Annotated in this window: 16 protein-coding genes; 4 read left to right on the top strand and 12 right to left on the bottom strand. The window is 66.3% G+C overall.

Going from position 1 to position 15,738, the window contains the following annotated elements:
* Nucleotides 1-225: 225 nt before the first annotated feature.
* The 7 genes from FZ029_RS22135 to FZ029_RS33110 form a co-directional block, all read right to left on the bottom strand.
* Entirely contained in the window at nucleotides 226-1,272 is a 1,047-nt protein-coding gene (locus tag FZ029_RS22135; RefSeq protein ID WP_149271946.1) for a FecR family protein, read from the bottom strand.
* A 101-nt stretch (nucleotides 1,273-1,373) separates the two neighbouring features.
* Nucleotides 1,374-1,898: a sigma-70 family RNA polymerase sigma factor gene (locus tag FZ029_RS22130; RefSeq protein WP_149271945.1), complete on the bottom strand. Its 525-nt coding sequence runs from the start codon at nucleotides 1,896-1,898 to the stop codon at nucleotides 1,374-1,376.
* A 192-nt stretch (nucleotides 1,899-2,090) separates the two neighbouring features.
* Nucleotides 2,091-2,753, bottom strand: a complete 663-nt coding sequence (locus tag FZ029_RS22125) for an alternative oxidase (RefSeq protein ID WP_149271944.1) — start codon at nucleotides 2,751-2,753, stop codon at nucleotides 2,091-2,093.
* A 396-nt stretch (nucleotides 2,754-3,149) separates the two neighbouring features.
* Nucleotides 3,150-3,680 carry an Rrf2 family transcriptional regulator gene (locus tag FZ029_RS22120; RefSeq protein ID WP_149199919.1) on the bottom strand — a complete coding sequence of 177 codons (531 nt, stop codon included), beginning with the start codon at nucleotides 3,678-3,680 and terminating at the stop codon, nucleotides 3,150-3,152.
* A gap of 87 nt (nucleotides 3,681-3,767) precedes the next feature.
* Complete coding sequence (locus FZ029_RS22115) at nucleotides 3,768-4,184, bottom strand: cupin domain-containing protein (protein ID WP_149271943.1); 417 nt, start codon at nucleotides 4,182-4,184, stop codon at nucleotides 3,768-3,770.
* A gap of 73 nt (nucleotides 4,185-4,257) precedes the next feature.
* Nucleotides 4,258-5,106, bottom strand: a complete 849-nt coding sequence (locus FZ029_RS22110) for an SDR family oxidoreductase (protein ID WP_247892436.1) — start codon at nucleotides 5,104-5,106, stop codon at nucleotides 4,258-4,260.
* A 158-nt stretch (nucleotides 5,107-5,264) separates the two neighbouring features.
* A complete protein-coding gene (locus FZ029_RS33110) occupies nucleotides 5,265-5,432 on the bottom strand; it encodes a hypothetical protein (RefSeq protein ID WP_188052017.1) in 168 nt (55 codons plus the stop codon).
* Nucleotides 5,433-5,590: 158 nt separating this feature from the next.
* Between FZ029_RS33110 and FZ029_RS22105 the strand changes: the two genes are divergently transcribed.
* Nucleotides 5,591-6,082: an Rrf2 family transcriptional regulator gene (locus tag FZ029_RS22105; RefSeq protein WP_149272010.1), complete on the top strand. Its 492-nt coding sequence runs from the start codon at nucleotides 5,591-5,593 to the stop codon at nucleotides 6,080-6,082.
* 110 nt (nucleotides 6,083-6,192) lie between these two features.
* On the opposite strand, the gene FZ029_RS22100 is transcribed toward FZ029_RS22105, so the two are convergent.
* Together FZ029_RS22100 and FZ029_RS22095 are read right to left on the bottom strand one after the other, a co-directional pair.
* Nucleotides 6,193-7,269 (bottom strand): alpha/beta hydrolase, encoded by a 1,077-nt coding sequence (locus FZ029_RS22100; protein ID WP_149271942.1) that lies wholly within the window; start codon nucleotides 7,267-7,269, stop codon nucleotides 6,193-6,195.
* A 185-nt stretch (nucleotides 7,270-7,454) separates the two neighbouring features.
* Entirely contained in the window at nucleotides 7,455-9,053 is a 1,599-nt protein-coding gene (locus FZ029_RS22095; RefSeq protein ID WP_149271941.1) for an ABC-F family ATP-binding cassette domain-containing protein, read from the bottom strand.
* Nucleotides 9,054-9,168: 115 nt separating this feature from the next.
* Between FZ029_RS22095 and FZ029_RS22090 the strand changes: the two genes are divergently transcribed.
* Entirely contained in the window at nucleotides 9,169-9,816 is a 648-nt protein-coding gene (locus FZ029_RS22090) for a TetR/AcrR family transcriptional regulator (RefSeq protein ID WP_211104188.1), read from the top strand.
* Nucleotides 9,817-9,823: 7 nt separating this feature from the next.
* Here the strand turns inward: FZ029_RS22090 and FZ029_RS22085 are convergent, their stop codons facing one another.
* Both FZ029_RS22085 and FZ029_RS22080 read right to left on the bottom strand, forming a co-directional pair.
* Nucleotides 9,824-11,161, bottom strand: a complete 1,338-nt coding sequence (locus FZ029_RS22085; protein WP_247892435.1) for a HAMP domain-containing sensor histidine kinase — start codon at nucleotides 11,159-11,161, stop codon at nucleotides 9,824-9,826.
* Entirely contained in the window at nucleotides 11,158-11,898 is a 741-nt protein-coding gene (locus tag FZ029_RS22080) for a response regulator (protein ID WP_149271940.1), read from the bottom strand. Before FZ029_RS22080 ends, FZ029_RS22085 begins: the two co-directional genes overlap by 4 nt.
* Nucleotides 11,899-12,123: 225 nt before the next feature.
* On the opposite strand from FZ029_RS22080, the gene FZ029_RS22075 reads away from it, so the two are divergent.
* Complete coding sequence (locus FZ029_RS22075) at nucleotides 12,124-12,906, top strand: alpha/beta hydrolase (protein WP_149271939.1); 783 nt, start codon at nucleotides 12,124-12,126, stop codon at nucleotides 12,904-12,906.
* 61 nt (nucleotides 12,907-12,967) lie between these two features.
* Entirely contained in the window at nucleotides 12,968-14,734 is a 1,767-nt protein-coding gene (locus tag FZ029_RS22070) for a cytochrome c biogenesis protein DipZ (RefSeq protein WP_149271938.1), read from the top strand.
* Between the two features lie 42 nt (nucleotides 14,735-14,776).
* Here FZ029_RS22070 and FZ029_RS22065 read toward each other — a convergent pair whose 3' ends face one another.
* A complete protein-coding gene (locus tag FZ029_RS22065; RefSeq protein ID WP_149271937.1) occupies nucleotides 14,777-15,283 on the bottom strand; it encodes a MarR family transcriptional regulator in 507 nt (168 codons plus the stop codon).
* Between the last annotated feature and the right edge of the window lie 455 nt (nucleotides 15,284-15,738).

The raw sequence follows: 15,738 nt of genomic DNA, 5'->3' as shown, positions 1-15,738 counted from the left end.
GGATCGTACAGAACCCAGCCCCGTTTGGCCGTTGGGGTGGCAGGGTGATGCGATCCACGAAGGACCCGTTCAAGGGCCGCCATTCCCGCCAAAGACATGGGCAGCCAGGTCTCCTTCATCGCCACCCTGTTCGGGGCTGCTGCCTGAAGCTGTTAAAACTAGAATGACTTCCACCATAACGCCGACTTTGCAGCAGAACCCTTTGGTTGATAATGGCGGCGTTGTTTACCTGACACCTGTCGCGCTCCCCTCAAGCAGGGTCAGGTAGGGGGTGATGCGGATGGCGCGCACGCCGAGGCCGCGCTCCAGCGCATCGAACACGGCATCCGGCCGGTCGAGCGCGAAGACGCCGGAAACCACGCGCTCCGCCGCTTCGTCGTTCAGCAGGACCACGCGGCCCGGCCATTGCTGGTTCAGCGCTGTGATGACCGAGGCGAGTGACTGCTGACGGAAGACGATCTGACCCTGGCGCCATGCGAAGGCGACGGCGGGATCCACCGCCCGTGGCCCGGTCAGGCCGTGGGGGTCGGCCTCCGCGCTTTCGCCGGGGTGCAGGCGGATGCTGTGGGGCCAGGGGGCGTGGCTGTCGGCGTTTCGACGGGCGGCGACCTCCACCAGCCCCTCGCCGACCGTCACCGTCGTGCGGTCGTCCTCACGCCGGACACTGAATTGGGTGCCCAGCACGCGGGCGGCACCCGCCCCGCCATCGACGACGAAGGGATGGTCGGGATCGCGGGTGACGTGGAACCACGCCTCTCCGCGCAGAATCCGGACACGCCTCTCGCGATCGCGGAAATCGAGAACCAGCGCGGTGTCGCCGTTCATCTCGGCGGTGGAGCCGTCCGGCAGGGTCAATGTCCGCCGCTGCCCGGTCGAGGTCACCTGATCGGCGACGGCATTCTGGTAGAGCGTCGGTCCGCGCCAGACGCCGAGCCCACCGGCCACCAGCAGGACCGCCATCGCCGCAGCGAAGCGCCGAGCAGCGGCCATCGGCGGACGGCGGCGAGGCGCAATGCGGGACCCGGCATAGGCGGCGCGGGCGGGTTCCTTGAGGTTGTGCAGGAGGGTCCGCAGTTCGCTCCAGGCGCGGGAATGGGCCGGGCTGCGGGCCAGCCACTCGGCGAAGGCGGTACGCTCCACTGGGGTGAGGTCGTCGGACTGCAGGCGGAAGAACCACGCGTTGGCTTCCGAGAACAGCCGGTCCTCATCCGGTCCGCCGTCCGCCGGATCCCCATCTACCGGATCCTTCTGCCGTTCATCCCGATGATCCATCGCGTCTTGCCGCAAGCTCCTGTTGCCTCGTGTTTGGTGAGACGCCCAGCGAAGGCCGATCCCTCAAAGAAAATCGCCTGCTGGGGAAGGGAAATTGCCGATCATCGCGGCGGGCGCCGCTTCATATGGGCGCGGCACTGTTCCAGCGCCGTGCGCAGATGGTACTCCACCGTGCGCGGGGAAATGCCGAGCCGTTCGCCGATGGCGCGGTAGGGCAGGCCTTCGACATGGTAGAGCAGGAAGACCTCGCGGGTCTTGGGCGGCAGGGCATCGATGGCGCCGCGCAGCCGGGCCATGGTCTGGTTCCGCTCCACCACCGCGTCGGCGCCGGGGCCGACGGCCGGCAACTCCTCGTCGGGCGGACCGGACTCGCGCAGGCGCTGGCGCTTGGCGGCGCGGCAATGGTCCAGCGCGATGCGGTCGGCCACCACATAGAGCAGACCGGCCGGATTCTGCACCGCCTCGCCGTCGGGCAGGCGGGCCAGCCGCAAAAAGGCATCCTGCGCCAGATCGCCCGCCGTCTGCGGATCGCCGGTCCGCCGGGCGATGGCACGCTCCACTCGCAGCCGATGCGCATCGAACAGTTCCGCGATCCTGCGCGCCCAGGTGCCGACAGGGCCGGTCATCGGGCGGGCCGGGAGCGGAGGTCATCGGACAGGGCAGGGCGGAAGGTGTCGGTCACGGATGCGCGGAATGGCGGAAACGAAGGGACCGGCATCCGTGGGGCCATCGCCCGGGACGCCGATCACACCGGTATAGCCGCACTGAACTTGGAATGCGAACAATTCTTATTATCGCAGGGTGTCCCTCATGCGCGATCAAGCCGCCTTGCGCGGCTCGTCACGGTGATCCGCATCGGCAGACGGCTGGCCGGCCAGCGTATCGGCGAAGCCGTGGTTCACGTCGCGGTGGTTGGCCTCGTCATTGCGCACGGCGAGCACGACATCGCGCAGGGTGGCGGTTTCCGGAAGCTGCCAGTAGTCGATGGCAAGGCGCGGGGCCGGCGGGTTCGCGTGACGGCCGGCATCGATTTCAGCGAGGTAGCCGGTGTAGCTGATGACCGCCTCCTCTTCGAAATAGCCGACCACACGGTGGGCCGTCTGCGGCGAGACCAGATACAACAGGAAGAAAGCGTTGTAGAAGGCTCCCTGGGTCAGCAGGATCAGGGCGCGTTCCAGCCAGTTCGGCTTCGCCACCTCGATGAAGGTCATCAGGTGCATGCGTTCATTCTCGGCCTCGTCGAGCAGGGTGTGAATCCAGCCCTGATCATGCTGCATGCGGCGCAGGCAGCGCAGATGCTGCAACGTCGCGCCGACCATGCCCGGAACCGCCGCCACCGTTTCCAGCACGATGGCGCGATGTCCGTAGCGCTTGGCGAAGAAGGTGTCGGCGAGCAGGCGCAGCGCCTTGGTGAAGCCCAGCGCGATGTGGTCGCTGACGTTGCGCGGCGTGTGATGCGTGGTGAGGATCAAGGTATTCATGATCTGAGCTCCTCGGCTCCAGTGCGCCGGTACGCTCTGTCGGCGGTTGTCGACGGCGTCCACAGCGTGACGTGTCAGGTGCATCGAGCGGGTCGCCGATGGCGCCAGCCGCTTGATGGTGTGGCTATAATATGCGCAAAAAATATATCTTTAAGAGCGGACAGATTGTCGCACTTCGCTCCCGGGATTCGGATGACGGTCGAGAGAGAAGCGGTTGATCGAGGCACCGCTCTGCGCTCGTCAATGAGGTTTGTGGGCGGGTCGCACGGTTACGGGCCTCCCAGTGATACAAATCATACTTATTTTATGAATGTTAATGCGATGATCTCGGTCCCGACGCCGCGTCCAAGCTCAATGCCCGATGCTCTGCGATCCGCCTAGGGGATGACGGACGATTCATTTGGATCGCGACGTGCGTGTCGAGGTCCGGGCATCGAACCGGTCCTGCATCCAGTGCGCAATTTTGTCGGAGAATTCCGGCGGGGCCTTTCGGCCGAATGTATTGGCGACATTGGCAAGTGTCTCCTGGGCCAATTCCGCCCGCATCGCCTTTTCCGCGCGCAGCATCACCGCATGCACCGCACAGACGCCGGATGTCGCCCAGGAGGGCGGCCGCTGCCCGAACACCGCGCAGCGGCCGCGGATTTCCTGGCAATCGAAAAGCGGTTTGTCGCCCTCGATCGCATCGACGATTTGGAGAAAAGTGATGTCCTCCGGAGCTTTGGCGAGCCGATAGCCGCCGCGCACACCTTCGCTGGCCATCACGAGCCCCGCTTTTTCAAGCTTCGGAAAGATCTTGGCGAGGAAGGTCGGCGAGATGCCCTGCAATTCGGCCAGATCGCGGCTACTCAGCGGCTGGTCACCCGATGAGACCAGCCAGAGAAGGCAGTGAATGCCGTACTCGACGCTGACGGTGAGATGTGCCATGGCTGGTTCCGACAGGATGCAAAGGAACAGGGACGTTAGTCATCCGTGTTTCAAAGCGCAAGCCGTCCCTGTTCCGCAATTCCTTCGTCACTTCTTGTCCGGCGTGGTCAGCTCCGAATCCGCGGTGTCCACGACGAAGACCGCGAGGAGCTTCGCCGGTCGGGTGTCGCTGGCGTTGGCGCTGACCCCATGGTGGTCGCCCGGCAGTTCGGTGAAGTTCTCGCCCACCCGATAGGTCTTGGTCGGGCCGTCATTGACCTTGCTGCGGATCGCCCCCTCCAGGACGGTGGCGTAGATGAGCGCCGACTTCGCATGGGTATGGGCAGGCGAATAGCCGCCCGGACCATATTCGACCAGCACGCCCTTGACGCTTTTGCCGGGCACGTCGGGCAGCGCGTGTTCGTAAACCAGGGTCACCTTGGCATTTTTCGATTGGGGAGTATCGGCGAGAGCCGTGGCGAACGGCAGGGTCGCAACCAGGAGAGGGGCTAGAAAGCGCTTCATGGTTCTGGTCCTTCAGCGATCGATGGTGTTGGATGGGCACCGCGTAACGGACGCCAATGAGGCGGAACGTCGATCAGCCACCGATCCGGGACCGTTCGAGCCAATCGTTCAGACCAATGTGGCCAAGGCGGGCGGGACCGGTGGGGACCAGGGAGAGTTCGGTGACGCTGCCGCCGAAATAGCGGGCTGCAGGATCGCCGACGGCGCTACGGCGGTCGCCCGCTGCCTTGAGATATCGGCCGATGATGTCGGCAAAGGGGCCGCGGTCCGGACCTGCGATGTCGATGTGTCCGTCAAGCGGCGCCGCAAGCGCGGTTTCGGCCAGAATGGCGGCCACATCGTCCGCGGCAATCGGCTGGAACTGCACCGGCGCCAGCCGCACCGTGTCGCCATCGGCATGGCCGTCGGCGATGCCGGCGAGGAATTCCAGGAACTGGGTGGCGCGGACGATGGTGTAGGGAATGCCGGACTGCGCGATCAGCCGCTCCTGCTCTACCTTCGCGCGAAAATAGCCGAGGTCGGAGACGCGGTCGGTGCCGACGATCGATAGGGCAACATGGTGGCGGACGCCGGCTTTCGCTTCGGCAGCGGCCAGATTGGTGCCGGAGGTCCGGAAGAAATCAGTCACGACCGTTTCGTCGAAGGACGGGGCATTGGACACGTCAACGACCACCCCGGCCCCGGCCAGCGCGCCGGCCAATCCCTCGCCGGTGATGGTGTTAACGCCCTTGCTGGGCGAGGCGGCAACGACCTCGTGGCCGCTGGCGCTCAGAGTGGCGACAAGCTTGGAACCGATCAGTCCCGTTCCACCGATGACGACGATTTTCATGAGTCCCTCTTTTGTCCGATGGGCATCCGGTGCCCGATTGAAACGCCGGGAATGGCGAATGGCGGCGGCGAGCGTTCGGACCCTGCGGATCACCGCAATTCGTCTGCTCACCCAATAACGCAGACCATATCAGTCCGCGTTTAACGGCGCAAGCAGAAACGAAGACGGATTTTGTCCGCGTTAATGTCGCCGGGTGAGGATGCTGCATCTCATCAGGCGGCGATGCGGGTTCAAGCCTCCTGCATGGCTGCTCAGTCCCTGTGCAGGGGCGACCCTTCGGGGCCAGCTCCTGACTGCGTGGAGGTGGGGTCGAAGGGGTTCAGCCATTCCCGATGGCGGGCGAAATGGACGGCAAGCAGGTCGATGAAGGGGTGGAGAGCGCGGCTGGCGACTTCCCCGGCGACGAACTGAGGGGCCATGTCGACAGCCTGCCGCCAGACAACGCCATCAGGATCGTGCGGCGCCCATTGAACTGCATTTTCGGCCGGCGTTCCGCCATGACGGAATGGAAGGGTCGATTGCAGAATTCAAGAAGCACGAATATATTGATGTAGAATTTATGCAGGTTTGGTCGGCGATGCGCTTGTCGAGCTATACGGATTATGCTCTGCGCCTGCTCATGTACCTCGCTGTGAGGCAGGAGGGGTTGCCGACCATCAGCGAGGTTGCGCAGGTGTATGGCATTTCGAAAAACCATCTGATGAAGGTGGCGAACGATCTCGGGCGTGGCGGCTATATCGAAACCGTGAGGGGACGGAACGGCGGACTGCGCCTCGGTCGTCCGGCCGAGCTGATCCGGATCGGCGACGTCGTCCGCTACACCGAAGAGGACATGGCCATCGTCGACTGCATGGGCGCGTTGCAGGACCCGCCCCTCTGTCGACTGAGTCCGGCCTGTAACCTGCGCAGCGCCCTGCATGAGGCGTTGCAGGCCTTCCTGGCCGTCCTCGACGACTACACCTTGGCCGACATTGTCCGCCATCGCCGCAGCATGGCATCCATGCTCGGCCTGCCGCAGCCCCCAGTCCTCCATACCCTCGGGCAGGGGGCCGCAGATCAGGGTTCGTGACCATCAGGCTGCTTCGGGCTCTTGGCCAGCGTCGACTGCGAACTCCATCGGCATCCGCATTGTCGACATCCAACCGAAAGGCCAATGCCGCTTTTGCGGCCAAGCCTTGGTCAGGCTTTGCCGACGTCCAACACGGCCTGGGCGAAGGCCTTCGGCGCCTCCTGCGGCAGGTTGTGACCGATGCCGCCGGTGATCAGCCGATGCTCGTACCGGCCGGTGAACTTCGCACGGTACATGTCCGGTTCCGGATGCGGCGCGCCATTGGCGTCGCCTTCCATGGTGATCGTCGGAACCTTGATGGTCGGGAAGGCCGCCAGCGCCCGTTCAAGCGCATCATACTGCGCTTCCCCCTCCGCAAGGCCGAGCCGCCAGCGGTAGTTATGGATGCTGATGTCGACATGGTCCGGATTGTCGAGGGAAACCGCGGACCGTTCGAACGTGACGTCGTCGAAGGCCCAGTTGGGAGAGGCGAGTTGCCAGATGAGCCGGGCAAAGTCATGCGTATACTTCGCATAGCCGGCCCGGCCGCGTTCGGTCGCGAAGTAATACTGATACCACCATTGCAACTCCGCCTTGGGAGGCAGCGGCGCCCGGTTGAGGTCCTGACTGCCGATCAGATAGCCGCTCACCGAAACCATGCCCTTGCAGCGTTCCGGCCAGAGTGCGGCCATGATGTTCGCCGTCCTGGCGCCCCAATCATAGCCGGCAAGTATCGCGCTCTGAATTTTCAGCGCATCCATCAGGGCGATCATGTCGGCGGCGATGGCTGCCTGCTGGCCGTTGCGCGGCGTCGCGGCGGACAGGAAGCGCGTCGTGCCGTAGCCGCGCAGATGGGGAACGATGACACGGTAGCCGGCCGCCGCCAGAATGGGGGCCACCTCCACATAGCTGTGGATGTCATAGGGCCAGCCGTGGAGGAGAAGAACCTCCGGCCCGTCGGCGGGACCATCCTCGGCGTAGCCGATGTTGAGCGGTCCGGCATCGATCTGCTTCAGCGATTTGAAGCCGGTGGGCGAGGGGGATCCCGCCGTCGGCCGGGCCGCGGGTGGTTCCGCTGCCTTCGCCCGTCCCATTCCCAGCCCGAGGCTGGCCGCCGCGGCTGCGAGGGTCGCCGTGCCGATGAAGCGCCGCCGCCCATGGTCGACCAGGGCCGTGCCGACGGTCTCCGTCTCTATGTCCCGTGCCATCGATTTCTCCTTTGATGCGTTCATTCCTGGCTGCAACATCCGATGCCGATGTATCCCCCGCATGTCGGGCCATCGGGCATGGTGAAAGCGTCTGTATCGTCCGGCCCATCGGATACAGTGGGATACAAAGTCCCGACGGGGGTGACCGTCCCGATCCCGTTCCGGATCGACGATGCCGGCAGAGGCTAAGCGCTCCCGCCTCCCCGTGGGCCGAGGCTCAGCCGCCGTTTGATGCCGATGTTGGTCATGAAGGTCTCGTCATGGCTGACCAGCAGGATGGCACCGTCATAGGATCTCAGCCCCGCCTCCATCGCTTCGACCGATTCGATATCCAGGTGGTTGGTCGGCTCGTCCAGGATCAGCAGCGCCGGTGGCCGCGGTCCGCCCAGCGTGCAAGCGAGGCCGGCGCGCAGCATCTGTCCGCCGCTCAGCGTCTCGACCTGTTGCAACGCCGCGTCCGCCCGGAACAGGAAGCGGGCGAGTGCCGCCCGGCAGGCATTGTCGGTTGCGCCGGGATTGATGCGTTTGAAGTTATCGAGGATCGACGCGGCGGGATCGAGGATGCCGACGCGCTGGTCCAGCATGGCGAAGTCGACGGCGACCGACACCGTTCCCCGGATCGGCGCGATCCCGCCGGCGATCAGCATCAGCAGCGTCGTCTTGCCCGATCCGTTCGGTCCGACGATGGCGACCCGTTCCGGCCCCTCCATCGTGAAGGAGAGGTCGCGGATGATCGGATGGTCCGGGTCATGGCCTGCGGTGACGCTGTCCAGCTGCAGGACGGTCCGGTTGGCCGGAAGCCCGGTGGGTGTCAGCGCCACCGAGAGGTCCTGCAGGATCTCGATGCGGGACCGCACCGAGGCGAGTGCGGCCTGGGCCTCCGCCCGCTGGCGGTCGGCCAGTTTGGCGCCGGCACCCCGGCTTGCCTCGGCGTTGCTCTTGCGTGCGCCCAGCAGGATGCGGGGCATGCCTCCTTGTGCCGCCTTCCGTGACCCGGCTGCATCGCGCCGATCCTTCCGTTCCGCCGCGAGTTGCGCCTTGCGCCGGACCTCCGCCGCCTGCCTTTCCGCGTGGGCCAAGTCCTGCTGTGCCGCTTCCAGTTCCGTCGCCTTGCGCTCGCGATAGTGCGTCCAGTTGCCGCCGTAACGCGTCGTGCCCAGCGAGGTCAGTTCAATGATGGAGTCCATCTGGTTGAGAAGCTCGCGGTCGTGGCTGACCACGATCGCTCCGGCCCGCCAGCCGGCGAGGAGGGTGACCACCGCGTCGCGGCCGGAGCGGTCGAGATTGTTGGTCGGTTCGTCAAGCAGCAGGAAATCGGGTGCGGCGAAGACCGCCGCGGCAAGGCTGGCGCGCGTCCGCTGGCCGCCCGACAGCTCCGCCAGCCGGGTATCGGGACCGGCATCGAGCCCGACGCGGGCCAGGGCGGCGGTGATGCGCTCCGCCAGCGTCCAATCGGCGTCCGCCAGTTCCTCCACGCTTGCCGTCCCAGCCTCGGCGCGGCGCAGGAGGGCGAGCGCCCCGGTCACGCCGAACAGGTCGGCCACCGTTTCCCGCTCGCCGGGTTGGACCACCTGTTTCAGCAGGCCGAGCGTGCCGGTGACCTGGACGCTGCCGGTCATTGGCTTGAGTTCTCCCGTGATGAGTTTCAGCACGGTTGTCTTGCCGATGCCGTTCCGTCCGACGAGGCCGGTGCGCTCTTGTCCGAAATTCAGGTCGAGACCGGTCAGGACACCATGGCCATGTGGCGTCACCCAACTGATCCGGGACAGGGAAATGGCCGCCATGCGTCACCCCTTGTTGGAGTCGAGATATCAGCACGCATACGTGCTGATATCAGGTGGTGGTGGAAAACGCAACGATCCTGTGCTGTTTTGGCGGTGGGTAGAGAATTGAAAGGACGTGAGCGTGGACATCGGTGGACGCAAGCCCGGAGGGAGACCGACCAGGGAGCAGGCCGCGGCCATAGATGCGCGCATCCTCGACGGCGCCAGGGCCGTCTTCTGCCGCAAGGGCGTCGCCAACAGCGGTTTGGAAGAGATTGCGGCAGAACTCGGTGTGTCCAAGCACACGCTTTACCGCCGTTACCCCAACAAGGCCGCCCTTCTTGAGGCCGTGGTCGGGCGTGACGTCTTGCGGTTCCGCGACGCCCTGCTGTCCGCCGCTGCCGGCGGGGAGGGAGAGGGAGCGCTCGACTCACTGCGCCGCGCCGCGTTCCGCTATGTCGAGATCGGGTCGTCGCGCGACTACGCCGCCTTCTATCTCTCTGTCAGCGCCGAGGCCGCGGTTTCGCCGGTTCTTCGGGAGCGGCTGGCATCCTGGTCACGCGATGCCCTGGAACCGCTGGTCGGGCTCGTTTCGACCGCGCAAGCGGCGGGCGAACTGCGACCCGGCGATCCGGCTTCGGTCTGCGGGATCCTGATCGACCTGCTGGAGGGCGTGAACAACCGCCTGCGGCTCGGCGAAGACGCAGCGGCGGACGTGCCGTCCCTCTCGCGGCTGTTCGATGAACGCTGGGCGGTCTTCACCACCGCCTTCGGAAACGGTTAGCCCCCGGTCAGCCGAGCGTCACCTCGGCACAGAGGCCGCCCGCCGGCCGGTTCCGCAACGTCAGTGACCCGCCGATCGCCAGCGCCAACTGGTGGGCGATGGCCAGCCCCAGTCCGGTTCCTCCGGAGTCACGGTTGCGGGACTGTTCGAGCCGGTAGAATGGCTGGAGGACGGCGCTGAGCTGATGCTCGGGAATGCCGGGGCCGGTGTCGCGGACAGCGATGCCGATCGGGCCGGCGCCGTCCCGGCTCACCGTGATCTCGGCCTCTCCGGCGAATTTCAGGGCATTGTCGATCAGGTTGGTCAGGATGCGGCGCAGCGCGTGCGGCCGGGTTGTCAGCACCACGCCGGAGAGCCCGCGGACGGTCACCGGCTTGCCCATGTCCTGATAGTCGAAGGCGAGGCTCTCGACGAAGGACCCAACATCGATGCGGGCCGGAGTCTCGACGTCGCCATGGGCGCTGCGCGCATAAGCCACCCCTTCGCGTACCAGCCGTTCGATCTGCGACAGATCGCGGAGCAGCCGCTCCTTCTCCGGACTGTCTTCCGCCATCTCGACCCGCAGCGCCATGCGCGTGATCGGTGTCTGCAGGTCGTGGGAGATGGCTGCGAGGATCCGCACGCGCTCCTCCAGGTAATGGGCGATCCTGTCCCGCATGGCGTTGAAGGCGGTCGCGGCATGGGCGACCTCGCTCGGGCCGTCCTCCTCCAGCCGTGCCGACGTGCCGCCGGGGTCGAGCGTCTCGGCCGCCTTGGCGAAGCGCGCCAGCGGGCGGATCGCCTGCCGCATGGCAAGCCAAGTGCAGAGGACCAGCAGCAGGAGTTGACCGACCAGCAGCAGGGGGAGCCAGGCGGCGAGCGGCATGAGCGCCGGCGTCACGTCGATCGTCACAGGTGAACCGTCGCGAAGCGTGACATGGGCCTGGAGATGCGGGCGGTCACCCGGAATGCTTTCGACCACCACTGGGAAGCCGGGGCCGGCACCGCTGTTGATGGCGCGGGCGATCTCCGCGCCGCGGCTGCTCAGTTCGGGCACGCCCGGCAGGCCGGGACCAAGCTCGTAGCGGTAGGTACGCCGCTCCAGCACCGCCAGCCAGCGGCCGCGCTCCTCCGGCGGCAGGCGGTCGAGCAGGGCGACCGAGGTCGCCACATCCTGCTCCAGCGTACCGAGCATCATCGCCTTGGCGGCACTGGTGCGCTCCAGGAACAGCGCGCCGAAGGACAGCCCGTGCGCCAGGACAAGCCCGGTCAGGAGGATGAGGAACAGCCGCCAGCGCAGGGTGCGCGGCGGGTGCAGGAAGCGGTGGAGCCGGCGGGCTGCGCCTTTCATTGCCGCGCCGCTCATGGCCTTGTCCTCGTGATCTCGACCGGCATCGCCAGCACATAGCCTTCGTTGCGGACCGTCTTGATATGGCTGGGCTCGCGTGCGTCGTCGCGCAGCCGCTGCCGGAGCCGGCTGACCAGCAGGTCGACCGACCGTTCGAACAGTTCCGCCTCGCGCCCCTGCGTCAGGTTGAGAAGCTGGTCGCGCGACAGGACCCGTTGCGGGTGGTCGAGGAAGACGCGCAGCAGCCGGTATTCGGCACCGCTCAGCGCGACGGCCGTGCCGTCCTGGTCGAGCAGATGGCGGGCGACGGTGTCGAGCCTCCAGCTGCCGAAGCTCAGCAGGTGTCCGGCCTCGCTGATCTGGAGGTTGGGCGGCAGCATGCGCGCCCGGCGCAGGATCGCCTTGATGCGCGCCAGCAACTCGCGCGCCGCGAACGGCTTCGCCAGATAGTCGTCGGCCCCCATCTCCAGGCCGAGGATGCGGTCCATCTCGTCGTTGCGCGCGGTCAGCATCAGCACCGGCGTCGTGGCATGCCGCCCGGCGCGAAGCTCCCGGCACAGAACCAGCCCGTCGTCGCCCGGCATCATGATGTCGAGCACGATGAGATCCACCCGGTCGCGCTCCAGGAACGACCGCATCTGCCGTCCGTCGGCGGCGAGGGTCACGCGCAGGCCGTTCCTCTTCAGATAGCCGGACACCAGTTCCCTGATGTCGCGGTCGTCATCGACGATCAGGACGTGGTCGATGTGATCCATTCGGTCGAACCCCGCTGCTGTTCGGCGGTCTTGTGACGGGTGGAGCCCTGCCCGCTTCCGGCGGTTTGTGTCGGTCTGTATCCGCCCTATCGGCTGATACATGCCGGTACAAAAAACCCCTGCCGCGAGCCGGCATCCGCATCGTTCCGTCTGGACAGCCTGCCGTTCCGCAATGTACTTATCAAAATAATCATTATGACGCAAATCACATGAGGGGATACCTCCATGCTCCGGTGCAAGTTTCCGGCTGCCCTGTTCGGTCTCGCCCTGTCGCTGGGCGCTCCCTGGTCGCCGGCCGCAGCCGCCCCGGTGAAGTCCGTGGTCATCGTGCATGGCGCCTTCGCCGACGGCTCGGGCTGGCGCAGGGTGTCCGACATCCTGACCGCCAAGGGCTATGCCGTGTCGATCGTCCAGCAGCCGCTGACCTCGCTCGGCGACGATGTCGCGGCCACCCGCCGCGTCCTCTCCCTTCAGACGGGCCCGGCCGTCCTGGTCGGCCACAGCTATGGCGGTATGGTGATCAGCGAGGCCGGGAACGACAGCCATGTCGCGGCCTTGGTCTATGTCGCCGCCTTCCAGCCCGACAAGGGCGAGAGCCTCGCCAAACTGGCCGAGAGCAAGCCGGTGTCAGGTGCCGAGCCGGGGGCCGTCAAGGCCACCGCCGACGGCTACCTCTACCTCGACCCGCCGGCTTTCGCCGGTGCCTTCGCCGCGGACCTTCCGGCGGCTGATGCGGCCTTCCTCGCCCATTCCCAAGTCTTCGCGGCGAAGGACGCCTTCACGGCGCCGGCTGGCGAACCGGCATGGAAATCCAAACCGAGTTGGGCGCTGGTGGCGACCGCCGACCGGTCGATCAACCCGGAGCTGGAACTGGAGATGGCCCGCCGGGCCGGCAGCCATGTCCGGTCGGTCGAGGCCAGCCATGCCGTCTATGCCGCCAAGCCCGAGGCCGTCGCCGCCCTGATCGTCGAGGCGGCCGAGGCGGTCTCCCAACGACTTCCTAAGTGATCTCCCAGTGATTTGTGGGCCGGGCGTCAACCCGTGCCCGGCATTTCGAAAGGGTTCAGCCATGATCCTCTTTCTCGTCTCCTTCCTGGCGGGCGTCCTGACCATCGTCAGTCCCTGCATCCTGCCGGTCGTGCCCTTCGTCTTCTCCCGTGCGGGGCAGCCGCTGTTCCGCAGCGTCCTGCCGATGCTGTTCGGCATGGTGGTCAGCTTCGCCGGTGTCGCCACGCTGTCCGCTGTCGGCGGAAGTTGGGCGGTGGAAGCGAACGGAGCCGGGCGGGCCGCCGCCATCGCGCTGATGGCCGTGTTCGGATGGACGCTCCTGTCGCCGCGCGCCGCGGCGATGTTCAGCCGTCCGCTGGTCGCCGCCGGCAACCGGCTGTCCGGGCGGGCCGGTGTTGCCGGATCGCTTCTGCTGGGCGTCGCCACCGGCCTGCTCTGGACACCGTGTGCCGGGCCGATCCTCGGGCTGGTCCTGACCGGTGCGGCGCTTCACGGCGCCAGCCTGCAAACCACCCTGCTGCTGGCGGCCTATGCGGCCGGAGCGGCGACCTCCCTGACGCTCGCCCTTCTGGCCGGCGGCCGGCTGCTGGCGGTGATGAAGCGGTCGCTCGGCATCGGGGAGCGTCTGCGCCAGGGACTCGGCATCGCCGTCCTTGCCGGTGTCGGCGTCATAGCCCTGGGGCTCGACACCGGGCTGCTGGCCCGCCTGTCCTATGCCGGAACGTCCGGCGTCGAACAGTCGCTGATCGACCGGTTCACTCCCGCCTCTGCCCCTGCGGCTTCCGGAGCGTCGGGTGCGCCGGAGACGTCCGCGACGGGTCTGGTGCTTGCCGATGCCCGGCGTGTCTACCGCAGCAGCCTGCCGGTCGAGGGCCTTCTCCCGTCCTTGGACGGTGCGACGGACTGGCTGAACTCAAAGCCGCTCAGTACCGAGGAACTGCGAGGAAAGGTCGTCCTGATCGATTTCTGGACCTACTCCTGCATCAACTGCATCCGGACGCTGCCGTACCTGCGGGCATGGGCGGAGAAGTACCGGGACCAGGGGCTGGTGGTGGTCGGTGTCCATGCCCCGGAGTTCGCCTTCGAAAAGCGGATCGGGAACGTGCAGACGGCGCTGCGGGATTTCGCCATCACCTACCCGGTGGCAATCGACAATGACTTCCGGATCTGGCGGGCGTTCGGCAACAGCTATTGGCCGGCCTTCTATATCGCCGACGCCATGGGCCGCATCCGCCATCATCAGTTCGGGGAGGGCGGGTACGAGCAGACCGAACGGGTCATTCAGGATTTGCTGGCAGAGGCCGCCGGACGTCGGGACGAGGATGGCAGGCTGGTCAGCCCGACGGGGCAGGGCGCGCAGGCGCCCGCCGACCTCGACGAAATCCGCTCCGGCGAAACCTATGTCGGCTATCGGCAGGCTGCGAACTTCGCGTCGCCGGAGCGGGACGGCATCGACCGGCCGCAGGACTATACGGTCGGTGCGCTGCGGCTCAATCGCTGGGGGCTCTCCGGCAACTGGACGGTCGGGGCCGAGCAGGCGCGGCTGAATCGGGCTGGCGGGGCGATCGCCTACCGCTTCCGGGCGCGCGACCTGCACCTCATCCTCGGCCCAGCCCAGGATGGCAAGCCGGTCCGTTTCCAGGTCTTGGTCGACGGCATGGCCCCTGGGCCGGATCACGGAACGGACACGGACGCCGAGGGCTACGGCACCGTTTCTGAAACCCGGCTCTATCAGCTGGTGCGACAGGCGGGCGCGGTGCGGGAACGGACGTTCGAGGTGCGTTTTCTCGATCCCGGTGTCGACGCCTACGCCTTCACCTTCGGCTGAGGAGAGGCCCTCATGGCGTCGACCCTCCGCATCCGATCTCTTTCACTTGCCGGCCTGCCGGAGGTTGTCGCGCAGTCGGGCGACCGCTCTCTGGAGCGCTCGGAACTCGTCCGGCGGAAGTCCGGAGGCCTTCACCGTCATCTCGCCGAAGCCAAAGCCCTTCTCGCGAAGTTGCCGGCCAGCCTCCGTCAGAGAGACGCGCACGCTGCGTTCATCCTCGTCGTCGCGTGTCCGCGTGACATAGCCCATCGACTCCAGCCTTTGCAGCATCGGCGTCATGGTGCTGGGTTCGAGGAACAGCTTCTCGCTGAGGCTCTTGACGGTCTGCCGATCCTCCTCCCACAGGGCGATGATGGTGATGTACTGGGGATAGGTGACGCCAAGCTGCTCCAGCACCGGTTTGTAGACCCGCGAATAGGCGAGGTTGGCCGAATAGATCGTGAAGCACATGAAATCGGCCAGCCTGGCGGTTTGCGACCTCCCGGCCGGTGTGGCAGCCGGCGGGTCGGAGGTGGGGGCGGCGGGTGTGCTGGCGGTATTGCGGCTCATGTCGTCACCGGAAGTTCGGTTGTCCTGATCACCATCGCGGCAACCGCCCGGCACGGCGGCACGTCAATGTTGTTACGATCATAATGATTATCATACATCCACCGTGGGAGACAGCACGATGCGTGTCCTTCTCGCAATGGCGGCGGCCATCGGGCTCGCTGCCGCCCCCTGTGCCTGGGACGATGACCCCCGCGAGGCGCCCTCCATCCTGGCGCTGCTCTCGCGGCCGCAGCCACTCCCTTCCTCCGTCGCCCCCTTTTCACACCAGCCTGTCGAAGCACCGGCAGTGGTGAGCACCCCCCACCAGTGAGGACAAAGACATGAAGCTTTTCGAAGACCGGATTTCCTCCGCCGTCGCCCGTGTGCGCATCGCGTTGGCTGAGCTGGTCCCCATTTCCCGGACAGATTTGCGGCTAAAATAAGCTTGGTTCCGGTTCGTGTTATGCCGCCATTCT

This window comes from Azospirillum sp. Sh1 (genome assembly GCF_008365135.1).
GTDB lineage: Bacteria > Pseudomonadota > Alphaproteobacteria > Azospirillales > Azospirillaceae > Azospirillum > Azospirillum oryzae.
Note: the sequence above shows the minus strand (reverse complement) of the source record. Positions and strands in the feature narration are given on the sequence as shown.